This window comes from Pelagicoccus sp. SDUM812003 (assembly GCF_031127815.1).
GTDB lineage: Bacteria > Verrucomicrobiota > Verrucomicrobiia > Opitutales > Opitutaceae > Pelagicoccus.
The window spans coordinates 64,498-85,208 of the sequence record NZ_JARXHY010000010.1 but is presented as its reverse complement, the minus strand read 5'-3'; the positions used below and the strand labels follow the sequence as shown (position 1 = coordinate 85,208).

Sequence of the window (20,711 nt, the reverse complement as noted above, 5' to 3'; positions counted from 1 at the left end):
TCAAGAAATGCAACACTTCCTAAAAGAGACGGACTTGACCCTGAACCAAGCGAGCGAGGTCTTCTCGCTCGCCGCTAGTTTCAAGAAGGGTCGCGGTCGCCACACCCCACCCGCTCTCAAGGGCCAGACTTGGGCCATGATTTTCTCCAAGTCCAGCACCCGTACCCGCGTTTCCTTCGATGTGGGCATTCACGAGCTCGGCGGCCATCCAATCTTTCTCAACAAGGGCGACATCCAGCTCGGCCGCGGAGAATCGATCTACGATACCGCCAACGTGCTGTCCCGTTTCGTGCACGGCTTGATTGTGCGGACCTACGAGCATGCGGAAGTTGAGGAGCTGGCGAATCTTGGCAGCATCCCGGTCATCAACGCCTTGACCGACTACCTGCACCCCTGTCAGATCTACACCGACGCCTTCACCATGTCCGAGCGCTGGTCCGACGGCGGCAATCACTTCGAATCCCTCAAAGGCAAGAAGATCGCCTACTTCGGCGATACCGCCAACAACATCGCCAACTCATGGATCCTCGGCGCCGCCATGTTCGGCATGGAGCTGCTTCTCTCCGGACCGGTTGGCTACGAGCCGGGCGAGGAGATCAAAGCCACCTTGGCTGAAAGCGGCTACGTGCCAACTTGGAGCTTCACCACTGACCCAGAGGAAGCGGCTCGCGATGCTGACGTGCTCTACACCGATACTTGGGTGAGCATGGGGCAGGAGAAGGAGTCGGCCGAGCGCATCAATGTGATGAAGCCCTATTCGGTGACCTCCGATTTGATGAAACTCGGCAAGAAGGATGCCCTCTTCATGCACGACCTGCCCGCTTACAAGGGCATGGAAGCCCAAGAGGACGTGCTTTACGGTCCGCAGTCGGTCATCTTCGACGAGGCGGAAAACCGCCTGCACACCCAGAAAGCCATCATGGCGGTGCTGGCTGAGGCAGCCCGCAGATAAATTTCTCCCACGAATTGCTCGAATCTTCACGAATCTTGTACTTAGTCCTTAAGGCTCAATTCCGTGCCCATTCGTGAGATTCGTGGGGAAGCCTACTATTAAGAAAGACTTTATATGAAAATCGTACTCGCATACTCGGGCGGACTCGACACTTCGGTGCTCGTTCGCTGGCTCAAGGACCACTACAATGCGGAAATCGTGACCTTCGCTGCTGACGTCGGCCAGGAAGAAGAGCTGGACGGTCTGGAGGAAAAGGCCAAGGCCACCGGCGCTTCCGAGCACTACACGCTCGATCTAAAGGACGAGTTCGCCAAGGATTTCATCTTCCCGATGCTTCGGGCCAATGCGATCTACGAAGGCCAGTACTACCTCGGCACTTCCATCGCTCGCCCCCTCATCGCCAAGGCTCACATCGATCTGGCCCGCAAGGTGGGCGCCGACGCGGTCGCTCATGGAGCCACCGGAAAGGGCAACGATCAGGTGCGTTTCGAGCTCGGCTACGCCGCTCTCGCTCCTGACCTGAAGATCATTTCCCCGTGGCGCATGGAAGTTTTCCGCAAGGCTTTCCCGGGCCGCAAGGAGATGATCCAGTACTGCGCGGACAACAACATCAACGTGGAAGCGTCGGCATCCAAGCCCTACTCCATGGACCGCAACTCGCTGCACATCTCCTACGAAGCCGGTATCCTGGAGGATCCTTGGTTCGACCCGACCACGCCGGAAAACAAGAAGATGTACAAGCTCACCGTCGATCCCGAGGACGCGCCGAATCAGGCTCAGTACATCGAGCTCGATTTCGAAAAGGGCGACTGCACTGCCATCGATGGCCAGAAGGTCACGCCAGCCGAAGCGATCTACAAGCTCAACAAGATCGCGGGCAAGCATGGCATCGGCCGGGTGGATATCGTGGAAAACCGCTTCGTCGGCATGAAGAGCCGCGGTGTTTACGAAACGCCAGGTGGCACGATTTTGATGATGGGCCACAAGCAGGTCGAGTCGCTCACCATGGACCGCGACCTCGAGCACTTGCGCGACAGCTTGATTCCGAAGTATGCGGAACTGGTATACAACGGTTTCTGGTTCGCGCCCGAGCGCGAAGCCCTGCAGGCCTTCATCGACAATAGCCAGAAGAGCGTCACCGGAACGGTACGTCTCAAGCTCTACAAGGGCAACGTAACCACCGTGGGTCGCAAGTCTCCGTACTCGCTCTACGACGAGAACGTGGCCTCGATGGAAGGCGTGCAGTCCACCTACAATCCGGACGACGCGACTGGTTTCATCCGCTTGCAAGGTCTACGCCTTCGGGCTCGCGCCGCGACGCAGAGCCAGTTCATCGAGAAGTAGTCGATTTACGGATACTGATACTGATTTTTCCGAGAGGCGAAGCTGGAAACGGCTTCGCCTTTTTCAGGCATCAAATGAAGGAACTGCCTTTCGGGATGAAGCAGCGAGGGCCAAAGTATTCGATGTAGTTGGCCGACCAGTGCGACCATTGGCGGGACTTGTCGGTCTTCCACCGGTCGTACCGCCGACAGCTTTCTTGATAGAAGTCTTGGTAGCCTTCGTCGACGGGTTCGAAGGGACCGCCCTGTTCGATCAGTTTGTATTCCCTATTCTGATACGTTAGCCACGGGTTGACGTAGAGACGGACGCGCTCGATCGAACCGTCCACTGCCCCGTCAACGCGTTTATCTTCGAGGATCAGGTCGATTCGGTCTCGCTTGCTCGGATCGTGGGCGACCTTTCTGCCGAGCGATAAGGAGAGGCCCTCGAACTCTCCCCACTCGTCCTTGTTGTTGTGGTAGAAGGTGAAGGCCTTGAGGTTCGGGTCGCACCAAAGATCGTCTACGAAAAGCTGATACTCGTCGGGGAGCTTCGCGATGCAGGGCTGTATGAGCTCTCGAGCGTCGATCAGGTATTTGGCGTCCTGACCGATAGGGTGGATGTGTGTTCGAAAGACGGTGAGCCCATACTTGTTCCAGGGACGCGACCAGCCGAGGCCTTTGGCGGCGCGTTTCTGCTCCAAGGCCTTCATGAATTCGCGCAGAATGCGAAACGGGCGTTTTTGAAGGGTGAGCTCGCGCATCAGAGCCTCCCGGCTGAGCGTGCTGGGGTCGATTGATTTCTCGTCGAGTGGGAGCGTTTTAGCAGTCATGGGCGCGGCGATGTTCTTCCGCACTGTGTTGCGCTCGCGGATCGAAGTAAAAAGGCGGACCGCTTTTGACCGGATTTTGATGCGACGCTCGACTAGTCGTGCTTTTGAGGCAAGAGCGGTCTGACGAGGTCGCGACCGATTGATCCCCGTCGTGGTCAGCGAAAGAGGTCGCCGGTCTTGAAGCGCCAGATGCTCACGGCGTTCAGCAAGACGGAGATCGCGAGAATGGTGCCGAGGATGGGAAGCAGCTCCACGAAGGAGGCCTTTTCCCACAACGCTCCCAGGAAGCCTTCCACACCCCAGTAGACGATGGTGAACTTGCTGAACAGCTGCATGGGCTCGGGCATCCAGGTGACCGGAAACCAGGCTCCGCCCAGGGCGCTCATGCTGATGATGAGCAAGGTGCCGAAGCCTTGGGCCGATTGCTGGCTTTTCGAGATGGAGGCCAGCAGCATGCCGAAGGCGGTGCAGGCTGAAGCGCTGCAAATGGCCACGATGAGCAGGTTCAGGAAATTGTCGTAGATCTGCACCCCGAAGATCAGGTTGGCCCCCACGAAGAGGGCGATGGCCTGCACGGTGCCGAGCATCATGTTGAAGAGGTACTTCGACCAGAGGATGTGGGTGCGTTTGACCGGCATGGAAAACAGGCGCAGAAACATGCCCGCGTTTCGTTCTTCGAAGAGCGAGGAGGCGCTGCCGGTGGTGGCGAACAGCAGGAACATGATGGCGTAGCCGCCCACCATGCGGGTCAGGTAGGGGTTTTGGACTTCTTTTCCGTAAACCTGATCCTCTTCGAAAACCACGAGATCCGCTAGCATGTCGCCAGCCCCGCCGCCGCTTTCGCCTTCCGCTTCGTTCATCTCCTCCATGCTTTCCAGGAAGGCGGTCAAGGACATGTCATCGCCGCTCAGGTTTAAGTCCGCCTCGTCGGAGGAGAGGTTGATCAGGGCCGCGAGGCCGTCCAGAAAGAGGCGATAGTTGTCGTCGCCTAGAAATTCCGCCTGCATGGCGTCGGCCTGCTTGGCGAAGACTTTGGGAAGGCCGGTGAAGATGTTCTTCTGGATGAGCCCGTTGATCATCTGGGCTTCCACGTTGTTTTTCGGATTGGAAAGAAACTCCAGCCGCACGCCCAGCCCCTCTTCCTTCACGAAATTCTCCGGAATGATCAGGGCGAAATTGTAGTGATGGTCCACGATGCCTTGGCGAATGCTCTCTCGGGTGAATGGGATCGGCTCGGCGCCTTCCTGTTCGATCTGGGTGATGATTTCCAGCCCCTCGTCCGCTTGCATGGCCTCGATCAGCCCGGCTCCGCTCTGATCGGGACTCAGATCGAGAACGGCCAGTTCGATTTTTGTGGTCAATCCTCCATTTCCGTCCGCTCCGCTGAAGATGTTGCCGATCAGGAAGATGACGAAGAAGGGCACGAAGAATGTGAGCAGGACCGCGGTCTTGTCGCCCGCGAAATGACGAGCGTCTTTGCCGATGAGAGCGAGAATGGTTTTCATGGAAAGGAGGGGAAAGGTGACGTGAATCAGGAGAGGGGGGAATGGGAGCGGCGCTACTCGCGCAGATCGCGGCCTGTGAGGTGGAGGAAAAGGTCTTCTAGGGAGGGACGCTGGATCTGGAAGGTTTGCGCGGGTATGTCCTGCTCCTCCGCCCAGCCGAAGAAGCGGGAAAGCTTGAAGGTTTCGCCGGGCTGCAGCTGGTAGTGGTGCCCGCTTTCGCGCACCGTTCCGAATTGGGAAAGGGCGGCGAGTTGGGGCTCGGCCAGCGTCCCACGGCGCAGGGAAATGAGGGTGTCGTGCGGCAGGTCGCTGAGGAGCTCCTCCAGAGTGCCGCGGCGCAGGATCCGGCCTTGATCGATGATGGCGATGGTGTCGCACAGACGTTCCGCCTCTTCCATGTAGTGGGTTGAGTAGACCACTGTCATGCCTTGCTCCTTCATGGCCCGCAGGGTGTCGAAGATGGCATTTCGAGATTGCGGGTCGACGCCGACCGTGGGCTCGTCGCAAAGCAGGATGCGGGGCTGGTGCAGCAGGGCGCAAGCGATGTTGAGCCGTCGTTTCATGCCGCCTGAGAAGTCCTTCACTCGCGAGCGGCGCCGATCGGCGAGCTGGGCGATGTCTAGCACCGAGTCGATGCGGTGGGCCAGGTCCTTGCCGCTGAGCCCGTAGAGCTTGCCGAAGAAGGAAAGATTCTTTTCCGCGGTGAATTCCGGGTAGAGCGCGATGTGCTGCGGAGCGAAGCCGATGGTCTTCTTCTGCTGGAGGTTTTCCGCGTCCAGGGCGACTCCGAAGAGCTGCAGCGTGCCGCTATCGGGCTTTTGGAATCCGGAAACCAGGCTCATGAAGGTGCTTTTGCCGGCCCCGTTGGGACCTAGCAGTCCGAAGAAGGAACCGTCTTCGATGGCGAGATCGAGCTGGTCCAGCGCTTTGATGGGGCCAAAGGATTTGCTCAGTTGGGAAGCGAGAAGGGCAGTCATGCGGAGAGGAGTTGTGTCCTGTTGTTCCCCGTCAGCCTAGCGCAGGTTACAGGATTCTCGCCAGTGCCGGGTGGCCTAGAGCTCCCTAGGCCATAGGTCACGCGTTGCCCTCTGTCAGAACGACCAGAGCAGGGGGATGACCACGAGAGCGATGATGAAGGAGACGATGTTGAGCGGAATGCCGATCTTCATGAAATCGGTGAAACGGTAGCCGCCGATCCCGTAGACGTAGGTGTTGGTCTGGTAGCCGATGGGAGTCGCGAAGCTCGCCGATGCCGCTGCCGCCACCGCGATGATGAAGGGGCGGGCGTCCACGCCGAGCGCCTCGGCGGCTCCGATGGCCAGGCTGGTCATGAGCACCGCTGTGGCGTTGTTGGATAGCACTTCGGTCAGCGTGGTGGTGATGAGGTAGATGCCGGCCAGAAGCACCAGGGGCTGCCAAGCGGGCGTCACGAAAGTGTCGATGGTGGAAACCAGCGATTGGGCGATCAGGCGCGAGGCCCCGCTGGAGTCGAGGGCCTGGCTCACTCCAAGCATCGCGAAGATGATGAAGAGGATGGGCCAATGGATGGACTTGTACGCTTCCTGAGTGGTCAAGCAGCCGCAGAGCAGCAGGAAGACGGAGCCTATGATGGCTGCGCCTGCGATGGGAATGAGCCCGAAGCTGGAGACGATGATCACGCCAGCGATGGTCGCCACGGATAGCAGGAGCGGACCGAGGCCTTGTTTCGTCTCCATGGGGGTTTCGTCGATCACTACGAAGTCCGGGTTTTGTCGCAGGGCTTGGATGGCTTCGGTGCTGCCGACGAGTAGGAGGATGTCTCCAGCTCGGAGCGGGATATTGGCGATGTTTTCCTCCAAGTTGATGTTGTTGCGATGGATGGCGATGGGGGCTAGGCGGTAGCGTTGTCGGAAATTGAGCTGGTTGAAGCTGCAGTCTGCCAGCTCGGTTTCGGCGCGGATCGCCACTTCGATGAGGCTGCCTTGGGCGGCGGCGATGGGTTCCATCCCGAACGCTCCGAGCAGGGAGGACAGGGAGTCGTCCGCGGAGGCGTGGGCCTGCGAAAGCACGCGAGCGCTGGCGGCGACGAGGATGCGGTCGCCTTCATGGAGTTCGATGGTTAGCGGATCGCGCTGGATGGAAACGCCGTGGCGGATCACTTCGAGGGGACGCAGGCCGCTGCCTTTGAAGTTGGTCAGGGCCGATAGGGATCTGCCGATCAGCGGCGAATCCTCGGCGATGAAGCCTTCCAGCATGTATTCTCGGCGCTCTTCGTCGTTGAGAATGGAGGTGAGCGTCTCGCGGTGGGGCAATATGCGGTAGCCGTAGAGGACGAGGTAGAGGGTGCCGGTGATGAGCAGCGGGACGCCGATCCCGGCCAGCTCGAACATGGATAGCGGGCGCAAGCCGTTGGCCTGGGCGACGGAGCTGACTACGATGTTGGTGCTGGTGCCGATGAGGGTGCAGGTGCCGCCGAAAATGGAAGCGTAGGACAGAGGGATGAGCAGTTTGGAGGCGGGAACCTCCATTTGCTTGGCCAAGGAAAGCACCACTGGCAGGAAGACCACGACCACCGGAGTGTTGTTGATGAAGGCTGAAACGGCGGCCACCACCAGGACGAGGGCAGGAAGCGTCAGGTAGGCGCCGCGCTTGCCGAGGCCCTTGAGGCGCTTGGCCAGGATCTGGATGGCGCCGCCTTTTTCCAGGGCGGCGCTGAGCACGAACATGGCTCCGACGGCGATGGGGGCGGAATTGGAGAACGACGCCAGAGCCTGGTCGGTGGAGAGCACTCCACTCGCGATCAGGATGCAAAGTCCGGCCAGCGCGGTGAGCTCGGCGGGAATGCGTTCCCAGATGAAGCTCGCTAACATCGCGACGAGAACGAAGAGCACGAGGGCGATCTGCCAGGTCATAGCGGTTGGTTCCTGCAGGCGAACTATAGAGGCGTCGGACCCGAGCGCTAGCTTTATCAGAGCCCGGGGAAACGCCAGTCATCCAGACCTTCGCCACGAGCCTGTGTCGGAGCGAAGGGAAGGTCCCTGCTGGCGGAGGGCGAGCAGCGAGCGGTAGAGTGAATTCGGCAGGCTTCGAATTGGGATGAAAGGGGCGCGGCATCAAGCGCGTCTGGCTTTGAGCGACGCCGGTATTAGACGCGCTTCACCGGCCGGCCGCTTTCGATTCGAGTTTCTGCTAGGTCAGCAGGGTTCTTCCTGAAACCGGGGTCGTACCGCTGTCCTTGAGCAGGTTTCGGGGACGCGAAAAACGCGGTCCTGCTGGGCGCAGGGACCGCGTTCTTCGCGAAAAATCGGTGTGGCGGGCGCGTGGCCCGGCGAAACTAGGCTTCGGGAAGCTGTGCCTCCAAGGTCTGGGCCCGCGATTTCCAGAAGAATGAGGATTCCGGAATGGCGGCGATCAAGGCCTTGGCTGTGGCGGCGTCGCCTTCGTCGGCCGCGATCTGGGCCAAGCGGTACTGGGCTTCGGCCCGGTTGAGGGCTTCCGGATTGCTGGAGATGATTTCCAGAATGTCCTTGGCTTCGTCGGTATTGGATTGGGCCAGCAAGGTCATGGCCAGGGCCATGTTGGCCGCTTCCAGCACGGGGGTCTCCACGGATTTCACCGCTTCGCGGTAGTAGGTTTCCGCCTGCGAGTAGTCGCCTTGGGCGTAGGCCTCGTCGCCCAGCTCCTTGAAGGCGAAGCCGCTGAGGGCGGAGCCTTTTTCGTCCTCGGCCCAGGCGGCCTTTTGAGCGCTGGTGTCGGCGGCTTGATAGCCTTCCTTGAGGGAGGACTCGGCGCTGGCCTGCATCACCTTGAGACCTTGGTAGCCGAAGAACACGGCGAAGATGAAGACGACGCCTCCGATGATGAGCCCTTTGTTGTCGTTCCAGATCATGTAGACCTGATCTTCGATATCCTGGATTTCGACTTGGTTCGGGCCGACGATGTTGCGTTCGTCGCTCTTGGAGGGAGTGCTGGGATCCTTTTTGGCCATTTTGTTGATGGAGAAAGTGGTTCTGGGGGCTCGCTCGCCTCGGCGGCGATGAGGAAAAGGATCGAGTGAACGCGATTCCTCGACAATTTCGAGCACTATTTTCGCTGGGCGAAGGCCATGGCCTGGACGGGGCGAAGGGGACAATTGTTTCGATAAAGCGCTTTGGCGCATTGACCTATCGCGACCCATCGCTGAGTTTAGGCTCCTAGGGCTGGGCAGGTAATAACGCGCGAAAGCATTACATTTCTACATGCGATGAAGCAGAAACGGGTGGACGCCGCGAGGGGGGCGCACGACAAGCTCGCGTTGGAGGAGGCCCTGCGCGACCGCACTTTGGTCGAATTCATCAACGCGCACGCCATCGTGGCGGTCACAGACGGACAGGGAGTCATCACCCATGTGAACGATCCGTTCTGCCAGATCAGCCAGTACGATCGGGAGGAGCTGGTCGGAAACACCCATCAGGTGCTGAACTCCGGCTACCATTCCACGGCCTTTTGGGAGGAAATGTGGAAACGCATAGCTTCGGGCCGCGTTTGGATGGGGCAGATATGCAACCGGGCCAAGGACGGCAGCGTCTACTGGCTGCAGTCCACGATCTTTCCGGTGCGGCATGAAACGAGCGAGCAGGTGGAGCAATACGTGGCCATGCACACCGACATCTCCATGCAGAAGGAGGTGGAGCAGCGGCTGCGAACCTCCCGCTACCAGCTGCAGGAGGCGGCTCGTCTGGCTCGGTTGGGCTCTTGGGAGTACGACCCGCTGACCGACGTCATGACCTGGTCGAGCATGACGCGGGAGCTGCACGAAGTGACATACGATTTCGACCCGACGCTAGCGGCGGCGGTCGCGTTTTTCGAAGAAGGTTTCAGCCGAGAGCAATTCCAGCGGCGCATGAGCGAATGCATGCAAACGGGGGCGCCTTTCGAGGACGAGCTGGGTTTGCTCACCGCCAGGGGCAACCGGCTCTGGGTGCGGGTGAAGGGCTATTCCGAGCTGGTGGAGGATCGCTGCGTGCGCCTTTACGGGGTGATTCAGGACCTGTCGGAGCTGCGCCGGGCCGAAGCGTCTTTGCGGGATAGCGAGCGGCGTTGGAAGTTCGCGCTGGAGGGAAATGGCGACGGGGTATGGGATTGGTCGGTCGAAACGGGGGAGGTCTATTTTTCCCACAGCTGGAAGGAGATGATCGGCTACGAGGTTTCCGAGATCGAGAACCGGCTGGAGGAATGGAGCAAGCGGGTGCATCCGGACGATTTGGACCAGTGCGAGCGCGACCTGAAGCGGCACTTTCGAGGCGAGGACCCTACCTACGAGAACGTGCACCGCATGCGCTGCAAGGACGGCAGCTACAAGTGGGTGCTGGACCGTGGCAAGGTCATCGAGCGCGATGCCAAGGGCCAGCCCGTCCGCATGATCGGCACGCACACCGATATCACTGAATTCCGAGAAATGAGCGAGCGCCTGCTGCGCGCCAGCGATCGTCTGGCTCTGGCGGTGAAGGCCAGCGGTCTGGGCATCTGGGAGTGGGATGTGGCCGAGGATCGCCTGATCTGGGACGATCGCATGCTGCGGCTTTTCGGCTTGGACCGAGAGGCCTTCGACGGGCGTTGCCAGACCTGGAAAGCGGCCATCCACCCGGACGACCGGGCTCGAGTGGTGGCCCTGCTGAAGGCGGCCGTCGCGGGCGAGGCCGACTACGACACCGAATACCGCGTTTGTCTGCCGGATGGAAGTGTTCGCTACCTCAGAGTCATGGCCATCGTGCAGCGCGACGAGTCGGAAGGCGCCGTCCGCATGGTTGGCACCAGCTGGGATGTCACCGAGTCGGTCAAGCAAAGGGATGAACTGGTCCGGCTAGCGGAGGAAGCCAAGCAGGCAAGCAAGGCAAAGAGCCAGTTTCTGGCGAACATGAGCCACGAGATCCGCACGCCGCTCAACGGGGTGATCGGGATGTCGTCGCTGCTTCTGGATTCTCCCGGGCTATCGGTCGAGCAGAGGGAATTTGGCGAGGTCATTCGCTCCAGCGGCGAAGCCCTGCTTTCTTTGATCAACGACATCCTGGATTTCTCCAAGGTGGAGGCTGGCAAGCTGAGCTTGGAGGAGGAGGAGTTTCGCTTGCGCGACATGCTCGACGACTTCGCTTCCATCCTTCGCTTCCGAGCGGGTCAGAAGAACCTGCGCTTCACCTGCGAGGTGGATTCGCTGGTGCCGGATCGCATCATCGGCGATGCCGGGCGGCTGCGGCAGATCCTTTTGAACCTGGCGGACAACGCCATCAAGTTCACCGAACGCGGCAGCATCGAAGTCAGCATCGGTCTGATTCGGGCCAGCGACGACGCGGTGATGCTGCGCTGCTCCATCAAGGACACTGGCATCGGGATCAGCCCGGAAACTCGGGACAGCCTTTTCGACGAGTTCACCCAAGCGGACAGCAGCACCACGCGACTCTACGGCGGCACGGGGCTGGGGCTGGCCATCTCGAAGCAGCTGGTGAAGATGATGGGTGGGGAGATCGGGGTGGAAAGCGCCTTGGGATCCGGATCGGAATTCTGGTTCACCGCGGTCTTCCGGACCAGCAATCTGAATCTTCGCGCGGAAGATTGGGTGAACGTCTTCGAAGGTCGCTCCGCTCTGGTCGCGGCGAAGGATTCAGGAACGCGACGCTACTTGAGCGAGCAGCTGGGTCGTTGGAATATCGATACGTTGACCTGCTCGCTTCCCTCCACCGCCAGCGTCTTGATGAAGGACCGAGCCTTCGCCCAGGAGCCGTTCAGCTATCTCTTCTTCGATGTCGAGGATAGCAAGCTGGAGAATCTGGAGCTGGTGAAGGAGCTGGGAGCCGACAAGGAAACCAGGAATACCAGGATCGTGCTGGTCTCGAAGATCGGAAATCGGGGCGATACGAACCTGCTACTCGCCGCCGGGGCGGACGGTTTCGTGAGCAAACCGTTTCGGCAGTCAGAGATTTTCAATACGTTGATCGATATCGAAACCTCGACCGGGCGGCGTTCCAGTACCGTATTCATGCCGCCGCTCGGGGCGTTCAAGGGCAAGCAGTGGAAGATCCTCGTGGTGGAGGACAATGTGGTGAATCAGCGCGTGCTGCTTGGCATGCTGAAGAGATTCGGTCTGAAAGCGGACGTGGCCAGCAACGGCGCGGAGGCTTTGGAAGCCTTGAAGCGAAACGCCTACGACATCGTTTTTATGGATGTGCAGATGCCGGTGATGGATGGCATCCAGGCCTGCCAGCGCATACGCTCCGGCGAGTGCGGGGTCGAACGAAAGGACGTGGTCCTGGTGGCGGTGACCGCGCACGCTCGCACCGACGACCGAAACGCGTGTTTGGCGGCGGGGATGAACGACTATTTGGCCAAGCCTTTCGTGCCGCAGGAGATCTTTCTGGTGCTGGAGAAACGCCTCAGTCTGTCCCAGCCCGCTCGCCAGCCCGATACCCAAACCGCGGAGCCTGAAGCTCCGGGGCGGAGCGCGGACATCTTCGATCGGGCCAAGTATCTCGACTCCATGATGAACGACCAGCAACTGGCCGTCGATATCGTGAAGCAGGCGATCGAGGATTTCGCCGTTCGTCGGCAGGCGATTCGCGAGAGTCTGGAGGACGGGGATGCCGAGGGACTGGTTCGACACTTGCACAGCGTCAAAGGGCTGAGTGGGCATTGTCGCTGCGGGCGAATGAGCGCCGTAGCCGAAAAGATGGAAGATGACGCGCGTGATGGAAAACTGGATACCGTCTTGGCGACTATGGGAGAGCTCGATAGGGCGATGGACGAGGCGGTATCTGCTCTGACTCGCTTTGCCTCGTCCAGTGGGGCGTAGGCTTAGGCGTATTGAGCGATGGCCCGCTTCAGGTCCTGCACCGCGACGGGCTTGCGCAGGAAGGCGTCGAAGCCGCGAGATAGGCATCGCTGTTCCATCTCCACCGAGGCGTGAGCGGTGACTGCGATGCAGCTCGTCTTCTGCTTGAACAGAGGGATCTTGCGAAGCTCGTCCAGGGTTTCCAATCCGTTCATATCCCTCATGCTGATGTCCAGCAGGACGATATCGAAGGTTTCTCGTCGGCACAGCTCGATGGCGCTTCTGCCGTCGTTGACGCGCTGAGGCAGAGCTCCCATAGCGGAAATGGCGCGCGAGATATAGCGGGCGTTGTCCTCGTTGTCTTCGACGACGAGTATTTTGACCGCTAGGCCGGAATGCTGCTCGTCGGAGCTCTCGGCCACGGTAGGTTCGCCCGCCGGTAGTGGCGAAAGCATGACGACTGGCGTGGTGAACCAGAAGCAAGCGCCATGCGGCTGATTGTCCGTCAGGCCGATTCTGCCACCGAGCAGCCGGGTGAGCTTCGAGCAGATGGCGAGACCGAGACCGATGCCTTCGTGGGAACGTGTGGTGGAGCTGTCCGCCTGCGTGAACGGATCGAAGATCTTTTCCTTGTAGTGATCCGGAATGCCAGGGCCTTGGTCGCTCACCTCGATACGAATGGTTTGCATGTCTCCAGACTGAGGATACGCGATGCCGACCCTGATTTCGATTGGCGAGTCATTGGCGTATTTGATGGCGTTGTTCACAAGGTTCATCATCACCTGCTTGATGACATTGAGAGGCGCGGTGATCTGGGTGTTTTCCGGAATGCGCTGGAGTGACTCGGTTCCGTTTACGATGGTGATCTTGCTTTGCGAGAGGCGCAGGGTTTGGGTAGCGGTCACCTCGTCGAAGAGGTCATCGAAGGTGAAGCTCTCGATCGGAAAATCGGTATCCTTGTGATTCAGCTGGGTGAACAGGAGGATGCTCTCCACCAGCTCGAGCATGCGGCGTGCTGCGTTGAGGGTGACTTTTGAGCATTCCTGGATGAAGCTTTCCTTGCTGTGTTGCCCAAGGATTTCAGCGTATCCGATGATTGGATTCAACGGAGTTCTGAGCTCGTGGCTCATAACGGAAAGAAACTCGTCCTTGGTCTTGTTCGCCTCCTCGGCGGCGGTCTTGGCTTTCAGCAATTCGTTTTCGAAGGCCATGCGTTGCGAGATGTCGCTCACGATGAGCAGGGCGTGCGGCGTTTCTTCGTGCTCGATCATGCCGGCGAAGATTTCCGCGGTGAAGGCGGCGCCGGATCCCTTGCGCTGGACGCTCGTCAGCACATGGCGGCCGTTTCGCTTCAGCGAGCGAATGGATAAGGAAAAGCCTTCGTCGCCCAGCTGGTCGATGCTGGACTGGCTAAGCTGGTCTCCAGATTTCTCGTACAGCTGAGCCGCAGCCTGGTTCGCGTCGACGATGCGGCCCGTGGAGGGCTCCACTAGGAGCATGGGAGAGAAGTCGTTGTAGAAGAGTCGGGAGAAGTGCGCTTCGCTTCGGGCCAGCCGCTGCAAGGCGTCCTCGTGGTTTTTGATGACCTCTGCGAGGCGCGTTCTCATGGCGTTCAAGCTGGTTTCCAGCTCCTCGAGCTCGGCCGTGGGCAGAATGCGCTGGCGAAGAATCTTAAAAGGCTCCTCGAGATTGGTTTGATCGAGTTTCGAGAGGTAGCGGGACAGTCCTATCAAATTGAATACAAGCCGTCGCTGAAAGAAGAGCAGCTGGATGAAGGAGAGAAACGCGAGGATCGAAAGGCTGTTGAAGATTTGCGTGTAGCTGTACGCCTGCTGTCGGAGCTTTTCGTTTTTTTCCATTGCTTGGTCTCTGGCCACTTCGAATGAAGCAAGCTGATGGTTGGCGAACTCTCGTAGTCGATCCTGCACTACAGCCAGTAATTGCTGGCTTTCGAGAAAAAGGCTGGTCGAGGCTTCGACATGTCGGTTGCGCTCGCTGAGGCTTTGATGGATTCTGCTGGTGATGGAAACCGCTTGCTGGGTGGCTTCGCGCCAGTTTTCGTATTGTCCGAGAACGAAGGAGAAGGAGGGCTTCAGCTCGGGGCCAGCCAGCTCGCGGGCGCTTTCCACGCGGTCGCGGATCTGCTGCAGGTTTTCTTGGTATTCCTGTTTGAGCTGATTGAACACTTGGCTGTCGTGGGCGACGCCATGCACGATCTCCTGCTCTCCCAGCAGGGCCTGATAGGCGTCGCGGTCGGCATTGAGCACCAGACTGATGGCGGTGCCGATTGCTTCGGCTTCCTGGCGGGTGAGGTCGCTGTGGAGCTTTTCGTCGACCTGTTCGCCGAGCACGTCGATGCTGGATCGAAAGGGGGTGAAGAGTTGCTCCGATTTCTCGCGGTAGCGAGCTCTCAGCTCGAGATCGGCCGCTAGGGTTTTGGTGAGTTCGATGATTTGGGTCTCCCTTTCGTGCCAGCGCTGCAGCACCACCTTGTGCTTGCTCCAGCTTTCGTGGATGGGCTCGGGAAAGGACTTTTCGGCGTAGTCGAGGGTCTCGCGCATGCTGGCCAGGCTGGCTTCGCTTTGCTGGATCAGGGGGGCCAGTTCCTTGGGGGTGTCGAGGGCGATGCTGCGCATCTGCAACATGCGGGCGGACTGGGCGTTGCTCATGGCGTCCAGCAGGGAGGTGAGTCCTTCGTAGGTCTGCTGGAGGCGAGGAGCGTTTTCGAGCACCAGCGGATTGAACTGGTTGTCGATGATTTCGGAGGTGTTTCGGACCGCGTCGTTGAGCCGTTGGCGGCCGATGACCAGCAGGATGCACAGACTGCCGAACGCGATGAGGAGGATCGCAAAGAATTGGGTGCGGAGCTTCACGTGACGATGGGTGTTCCCCGAAGGTGGCGGAGAACCCTAAGCTACGAGCAGGCCTGGCGCTGGCAAGTGGCGCGGGCCGATTTTGGAATCCGAGGCGACGCGCGATGCGGCTAGTCGAAAACCACGGTCTTGTTTCCGTAGACCAGTATGCGGTTTTCCAGGTGCCAGCGCACGGCTTGGGCGAGGGTGAACTTTTCCAGATCGCGACCCTTGCGCACGAGGTCGTCCACGCTGTTGCGGTGGGTGATGCGTGCCACGTCCTGGTGAATGATGGGGCCTTGGTCCAGGTCGGGCGTGGCGTAGTGGGCGGTGGCTCCGATGAGTTTCACCCCTTTGGCGTGGGCTTGGTGGTAGGGGCGGGCTCCGGCGAAAGCGGGCAGGAAGCTGTGGTGGATGTTGATGACCGGCTTGCCGAAGGTGTCGAGGAAGATGGCCGAGAGGATTTGCATGTATCGGGCCATGATGACCAGGTCGATGCCTTCCTGCTTGAGCAGGGCGAGCTGCTCGGCTTCGGCGTCGGCTTTGTTGGCTTTGCTGACCGGAATGTGGTGGAAGGGGATGCCGTACTGACGCGCCGATTCGCGCAGGGTCTGGTGGTTTGAGATGATGAGGGCGATCTCGCAGGGGTACTCGCCCGCTTTCCAGCGCAGGATCAGGTCGTGGAAGCAATGGTCGAACTTGGAAACGAAGATGGCGACCTTCGGCTTTTCTCCGGCGATGGCCACCTTGGTCTTCATGCCGATCGAGTCGCCGAAGGACTGGAACGACGTGGCGACTGCGGTAGGCGTGGTATCGCCATCTAGAGCCCATTCCACCCGCTGGAAGAACACGCCTGCCTCGGCGTCGCGATGCTGGTCCGCATGGATGATGTTTCCTCCGTTGTCGAAGATCCATCCAGAGACTTTGGACACGAGGCCTTTTTGGTCGGGACCGGAGAGCAGGGCGACGATGTGCGGAGACATTTTCTAAAGGGAGATGGAGAGAGGAGGAGGGAGGGAGTGGGAGGGGAGCTTGCTGGCGATGGCTTCGCGAGCAAGCTCGCTCCGACCTAAACGTTGCCGACGCTCTTTTTCACGTAGGACTGCACGCTGCGCACCTCGTAGTCCCGCTTGTTGAGGGACTTGATGCCGGAGACGGCGGCTTCGGCGCCCGTGATGGTGGACATGATACAGACGTTGTGGGCCCAAGCGATGGAGCGCATCTGGTTCTCGTCCTTGCGTGGGATCATGCCAGACGGGGTGTTGATGATCAGCTGGATTTCGTCGTTTTTGATCATGTCGACCACGTTGGGGCGTCCTTCGGCGATGCGGAAGAGCTTCTTCACCTCGATGTCGTTCTCGCTGAGGAACTTGGCGGTGCCGGAGGTGGAGTAGATGTTGAAGCCGAGAGAGACGAGCTGACGGGCGATGTTGAGGGCCCGCGGCTTGTCGGCGTCCTTCACGCTCAGGAAGACGTTTCCTTCGGTGGGGAGGCCGGGCTTGGCGGCGGCCTGCGTCTTGGCGAAGGCGATGCCGAAGTCGTTGTCCAATCCCATGACTTCGCCGGTGGAGCGCATTTCCGGGCCGAGTCGGATGGTGGAGCCTGGGAAGCGCACGAAGGGGAAGACCGCTTCCTTGATGCACCAGTGCTTGGGGGTCATCTCTTCGGTGAAGCCTAGGTCCTTGAGCTTTTTGCCGGTCATCACTTTGGCGGCCAGCTTGGCCAGCGGCACCCCGATGGCTTTGGAGACGAAGGGCACGGTGCGGGAGGCGCGCGGGTTGACTTCGAGCACGTAGAGCTCGTTGTCCTTGATGGCGAACTGGATGTTCATCAGGCCCACTACGTTGAGGGCCTTGGCGAGGCGGTAGCTCGCTTGGCGCACGGTCTCGATCATCTCCTTGTTGAGCGTGTGCGGGGGCAGCACCATGGCGGCGTCGCCGGAGTGCACGCCCGCGTATTCGATGTGTTCGAGCATGCCGCCGATGACGGTGGTTTCGCCATCGGAGATGCAGTCCACGTCGAGCTCGATGGCGTCCTCGAGAAACTTGTCCAGGAGCACCGGCTTGTCCGGGGAGGCGTCGAAGGCTTCACGGATGACCGCCCGCATTTCCTCCATAGTGTGCACGATGAACATGCCGCGACCGCCCAGCACGAAGGAAGGACGGAGCAGCAGCGGAAAGCCGACTTCGTCGGCCATCTGGTAGGCTTCTTCCTCGTTGAGCACGGTCTTGTTGGCTGGCTGCTTGAGTCCGGTCTGGTCGAGGATGCGCTTGAAGAGCTCGCGGTCTTCCGCGGCGTCGATGTCGTCCGGGTCGGTGCCGATGATGTTGACGCCGTGGCTCTTGAGCTGGGAAGCGAGATTGAGCGGCGTCTGTCCGCCGTACTGAACGATGGCGCCGATGCAGTTCTCCTGTCGGTAGACCTCCAGCACGTCCTCGAGGGTGAGCGGCTCGAAGTAGAGCTTGTCGGAGGTGTCGTAGTCGGTGGAAACCGTTTCCGGGTTGGAGTTGATCATCACCGATTCGTAACCCAAGTCCTGCAGGGCGAAGGAGGCGTGCACGCAGCAGTAGTCGAACTCGATGCCTTGGCCGATGCGGTTGGGACCGCCGCCGATGATCATGATCTTCTCCTTATCGGTGACGATGACTTCGTTTTCGTCGCCGTAGGAGGAGTAGTAGTAGGGCGTCTTGGCTTCGAACTCCGCGGCGCAGGTGTCCACCAGGCGGTACACGGTTTCGATGCCCTTGGCCTTGCGGGCCTTGTTGACCGCTTCCCAGTCGCAACCGAGCAGCACGCCCAGCTGGCGATCCGAGAAGCCGTATTCCTTAGCTTTGCGCAGCAGCGCGGTGGATACGGTATCCAAGCTTTCCTTGGCCAGGGTGTCCTCCAAGTCGGAGATCTGCTTGAGCTGGGTGAGGAACCACGGGTCGATTTTGGTCAGCTCGAAGAGCTGTTCCACGCTGTAGCCCGCTTTGAGGGCGTAGCGGATGTAGAAAACGCGCTCGGAGTTGGGGCGCACCAGCTTGCCGTTGATGATTTCCGTGGACGGGATGACGTTTCCGCCCAGCTTGCCTCCAGCTCCGAAGCCGAAGGCTCCGGTTTCCAGCGAGCGCAGGGCTTTTTGGAAGGATTCCTTGAAGGTGCGGCCGATGGCCATGGCCTCGCCTACGGACTTCATGGCGGAGGTCAGGGTGTCGTCGGCCCCTTGGAACTTTTCGAAAGTGAAGCGCGGGATCTTGGTCACCACGTAGTCGATGCTCGGCTCGAAGGAAGCCGGGGTGGCTTTGGTGATGTCGTTTTGGATCTCGTCGAGGCTGTAGCCCACGGCCAGCTTGGCGGCGAACTTGGCGATGGGGAAACCGGTGGCCTTGGACGCCAAGGCGGAGGAGCGTGACACCCGAGGGTTCATTTCGATGACCACCATGCGGCCGGTCTGGGGGTCGACGGAGAACTGGATGTTCGAGCCTCCGGTCTCCACGCCGATCTCGCGGATGACGGCGAAGGAAGCGTCGCGCATGGCTTGGTATTCGCGGTCCGAGAGGGTCATGGCCGGAGCGACGGTGATGGAGTCGCCGGTGTGCACGCCCATGGGGTCGAAATTTTCGATGGAGCAGATGACCACGCACTGATCCTTGCGGTCGCGCATGACCTCCATCTCGTACTCCTTCCAGCCCAGAAGGCACTCCTCGACCAGCACTTCGTGAACGGGGGAAATGTCGAGGCCGTTTTCGACGATGTCCTCGTATTCCTCCTTGTTGTAGGCGACGCCGCCGCCGGATCCGCCGAGGGTGTAGGAGGGGCGGATGATGAGGGGGAAACCGCCGAGCTCTTTGGCGGCTTGGCGGGCTTCCTCCATGGAGTTGACGAGGCGGGAGTGGGCCACGTCGAGTCCGATCTTGAGCATGGCGTCCTTGAAGAGCTCGCGGTCCTCGCCCTTCTTGATGGCGTCGGGGCGGGCTCCGATCATTTCCACGTCGTATTCGTGCAGCACGCCGGCGGCCTCAAGCTCCAGGGAGAGGTTCAGCGCGGTCTGTCCGCCCAGGGTGGGGAGGAGGGCGTCGGGGCGCTCCTTGGCGATGATCTTGGTGACAGCGTCTAGCGTAAGTGGCTCGATATAAGTGACATCGGCGAACTCGGGATCGGTCATGATGGTCGCCGGATTGCTGTTGACCAGGATGACGCGGTACCCCTCTTCCTTGAGCGCTTTACAGGCTTGCGTGCCCGAGTAGTCGAATTCGCAGGCTTGGCCGATGATGATCGGTCCGGCGCCTATGATTAGGATGCTCTCGATGTCGGTTCTTTTTGGCATGTCAGAAAAAATTTTTCCAAGTTGACGCACAGGCTTGGCTCTGGGCAAGGGTGAAAAGAAAGGAATCAGTGCTAGATGCAAGCGGATTTGGGAACGCCTTTTCTGGAAGGCCCGGGTAACAAGCTGGCGCCGGAGCGAGTGGGGCGTGGACGAGAGGCCGTTCTCCATCCATAGATGGGCGGGTGAGACTGTTACTTTGCTTCTTGGCTTTGCTTTTCCCAGAGGGCGGCGCCCTCTGGGCGGATGATGGGGCGGCTTCCGTCGAGCGTTTCGCCTTCGGATCCTGCCTGCATCAGGACCGACCCGCTCCCATTTGGGAGGCTGTCAATGGAGCGGATCCGGATGTCTGGATCTGGCTTGGCGACAACATCTACGGGGATACGGACGACGCGGCGATTCTGGCGGCCGCTTATGCGAAGGTGAAAGCTCAGCCGGGCTACGGCGCTCTCAGAGAGGGCGCTCGGGTGTTGGGCATTTGGGACGATCACGACTTCGGCAAGAACAATGGCGGCAAGGAATGGCGCGGCAAGGTCGTGGCTCAGAAGGCGCTGCTGGACTTTCTCGACGAGCCGGCGGACAGCGACCGGCGGGCCCGGGAGGGAATCTATGAGAGCTACGATTTCGGATCGGGTGACCGGCGGGTGAAGGTGATGCTGCTGGATACGCGCTATCATCGAGACGATCCCAATGATCCGGGGGGAGACATCTTCGGGGCGGCCCAACGACGCTGGATCGAGGCGGAGCTCGCAGGCAACGAAGCGGCGGTGACCCTGATCGCCTCTGGAATCCAGGTGATCGCCGAACAGCATCCCTACGAAAAATGGGCTCAGTTTCCTCAGGCCAGACAGTGGTTTTTCGATCAGCTCGCCCGTCACCAAACGCGAAACGTGATCTTCCTCTCCGGCGACCGGCATGTGGGGGAGATCTCCCGTCTCGAGTGGGAGGGCGTGGAACGGCCCTTGATCGATGTCACCAGCAGCAGTTTGACCCATGCTTCCCGAACGCTGCGGGAGGAGCCCAACCGCCATCGCGTGGGCGAGATGCAGCGGGTCAACAACTTCGGTCTGATCGAAATCGACTGGCAGAGCGGCGTGATCGCGGCCAGTTTGCGGGCCGAGGATGGATCGTCGCTGCAGGAGCTCTCCTGGGAGCTATGAG

12 protein-coding genes are annotated in these 20,711 nt (G+C 60.1%); 4 read left to right on the top strand and 8 right to left on the bottom strand.

The window, feature by feature from the left end; translation table 11 throughout:
• The first annotated feature begins 7 nt into the window (after positions 1 to 7).
• Together argF and QEH54_RS14270 are read left to right on the top strand one after the other, a co-directional pair.
• Positions 8 to 952: an ornithine carbamoyltransferase gene (argF, locus tag QEH54_RS14275; protein WP_309019371.1), complete on the top strand. Its 945-nt coding sequence runs from the start codon at positions 8 to 10 to the stop codon at positions 950 to 952.
• 114 nt (positions 953 to 1,066) lie between these two features.
• The gene (locus tag QEH54_RS14270) at positions 1,067 to 2,296 is read left to right on the top strand and encodes an argininosuccinate synthase (protein ID WP_309019370.1); all 1,230 of its coding nucleotides are present in this window, start codon (positions 1,067 to 1,069) and stop codon (positions 2,294 to 2,296) included.
• A gap of 70 nt (positions 2,297 to 2,366) precedes the next feature.
• On the opposite strand, the gene QEH54_RS14265 is transcribed toward QEH54_RS14270, so the two are convergent.
• The 5 genes from QEH54_RS14265 to QEH54_RS14245 form a co-directional block, all read right to left on the bottom strand.
• Positions 2,367 to 3,107: a hypothetical protein gene (locus QEH54_RS14265; protein ID WP_309019369.1), complete on the bottom strand. Its 741-nt coding sequence runs from the start codon at positions 3,105 to 3,107 to the stop codon at positions 2,367 to 2,369.
• A 155-nt stretch (positions 3,108 to 3,262) separates the two neighbouring features.
• Positions 3,263 to 4,612: an ABC transporter permease gene (locus QEH54_RS14260; RefSeq protein ID WP_309019368.1), complete on the bottom strand. Its 1,350-nt coding sequence runs from the start codon at positions 4,610 to 4,612 to the stop codon at positions 3,263 to 3,265.
• Positions 4,613 to 4,665: 53 nt separating this feature from the next.
• Complete coding sequence (locus tag QEH54_RS14255; RefSeq protein WP_309019367.1) at positions 4,666 to 5,589, bottom strand: ABC transporter ATP-binding protein; 924 nt, start codon at positions 5,587 to 5,589, stop codon at positions 4,666 to 4,668.
• Between the two features lie 114 nt (positions 5,590 to 5,703).
• Positions 5,704 to 7,503 carry an SLC13 family permease gene (locus QEH54_RS14250; protein ID WP_309019366.1) on the bottom strand — a complete coding sequence of 600 codons (1,800 nt, stop codon included), beginning with the start codon at positions 7,501 to 7,503 and terminating at the stop codon, positions 5,704 to 5,706.
• Positions 7,504 to 7,925: 422 nt separating this feature from the next.
• Positions 7,926 to 8,579: a tetratricopeptide repeat protein gene (locus tag QEH54_RS14245; protein WP_309019365.1), complete on the bottom strand. Its 654-nt coding sequence runs from the start codon at positions 8,577 to 8,579 to the stop codon at positions 7,926 to 7,928.
• Between the two features lie 255 nt (positions 8,580 to 8,834).
• Between QEH54_RS14245 and QEH54_RS14240 the strand changes: the two genes are divergently transcribed.
• Entirely contained in the window at positions 8,835 to 12,413 is a 3,579-nt protein-coding gene (locus QEH54_RS14240) for a PAS domain-containing protein (RefSeq protein WP_309019364.1), read from the top strand.
• A 2-nt stretch (positions 12,414 to 12,415) separates the two neighbouring features.
• Here the strand turns inward: QEH54_RS14240 and QEH54_RS14235 are convergent, their stop codons facing one another.
• From QEH54_RS14235 to carB, 3 genes are all read right to left on the bottom strand, one after another.
• A complete protein-coding gene (locus QEH54_RS14235) occupies positions 12,416 to 15,265 on the bottom strand; it encodes an ATP-binding protein (protein ID WP_309019363.1) in 2,850 nt (949 codons plus the stop codon).
• Between the two features lie 110 nt (positions 15,266 to 15,375).
• A complete protein-coding gene (gene purU / locus QEH54_RS14230) occupies positions 15,376 to 16,227 on the bottom strand; it encodes a formyltetrahydrofolate deformylase (RefSeq protein WP_309019362.1) in 852 nt (283 codons plus the stop codon).
• A gap of 86 nt (positions 16,228 to 16,313) precedes the next feature.
• The gene (gene carB / locus QEH54_RS14225) at positions 16,314 to 19,553 is read right to left on the bottom strand and encodes a carbamoyl-phosphate synthase large subunit (protein ID WP_309019361.1); all 3,240 of its coding nucleotides are present in this window, start codon (positions 19,551 to 19,553) and stop codon (positions 16,314 to 16,316) included.
• Positions 19,554 to 19,756: 203 nt separating this feature from the next.
• Between carB and QEH54_RS14220 the strand changes: the two genes are divergently transcribed.
• Complete coding sequence (locus tag QEH54_RS14220; RefSeq protein ID WP_309019360.1) at positions 19,757 to 20,710, top strand: alkaline phosphatase D family protein; 954 nt, start codon at positions 19,757 to 19,759, stop codon at positions 20,708 to 20,710.
• The last annotated feature ends 1 nt before the right edge of the window (position 20,711 follow it).

Excerpts from the sequence above, each read along its gene's own strand:
- argF (WP_309019371.1), top strand. The coding sequence starts at position 8 with ATGCAACACTTCCTAAAAGAGACGGACTTGACCCTGAACCAAGCGAGC.
- QEH54_RS14270 (WP_309019370.1), top strand. The coding sequence starts at position 1,067 with ATGAAAATCGTACTCGCATACTCGGGCGGACTCGACACTTCGGTGCTC.
- QEH54_RS14265 (WP_309019369.1), bottom strand. The coding sequence starts at position 3,107 with ATGACTGCTAAAACGCTCCCACTCGACGAGAAATCAATCGACCCCAGC.
- QEH54_RS14260 (WP_309019368.1), bottom strand. The coding sequence starts at position 4,612 with ATGAAAACCATTCTCGCTCTCATCGGCAAAGACGCTCGTCATTTCGCG.
- QEH54_RS14255 (WP_309019367.1), bottom strand. The coding sequence starts at position 5,589 with ATGACTGCCCTTCTCGCTTCCCAACTGAGCAAATCCTTTGGCCCCATC.
- QEH54_RS14250 (WP_309019366.1), bottom strand. The coding sequence starts at position 7,503 with ATGACCTGGCAGATCGCCCTCGTGCTCTTCGTTCTCGTCGCGATGTTA.
- QEH54_RS14245 (WP_309019365.1), bottom strand. The coding sequence starts at position 8,579 with ATGGCCAAAAAGGATCCCAGCACTCCCTCCAAGAGCGACGAACGCAAC.
- QEH54_RS14240 (WP_309019364.1), top strand. The coding sequence starts at position 8,835 with ATGAAGCAGAAACGGGTGGACGCCGCGAGGGGGGCGCACGACAAGCTC.
- purU (WP_309019362.1), bottom strand. The coding sequence starts at position 16,227 with ATGTCTCCGCACATCGTCGCCCTGCTCTCCGGTCCCGACCAAAAAGGC.
- carB (WP_309019361.1), bottom strand. The coding sequence starts at position 19,553 with ATGCCAAAAAGAACCGACATCGAGAGCATCCTAATCATAGGCGCCGGA.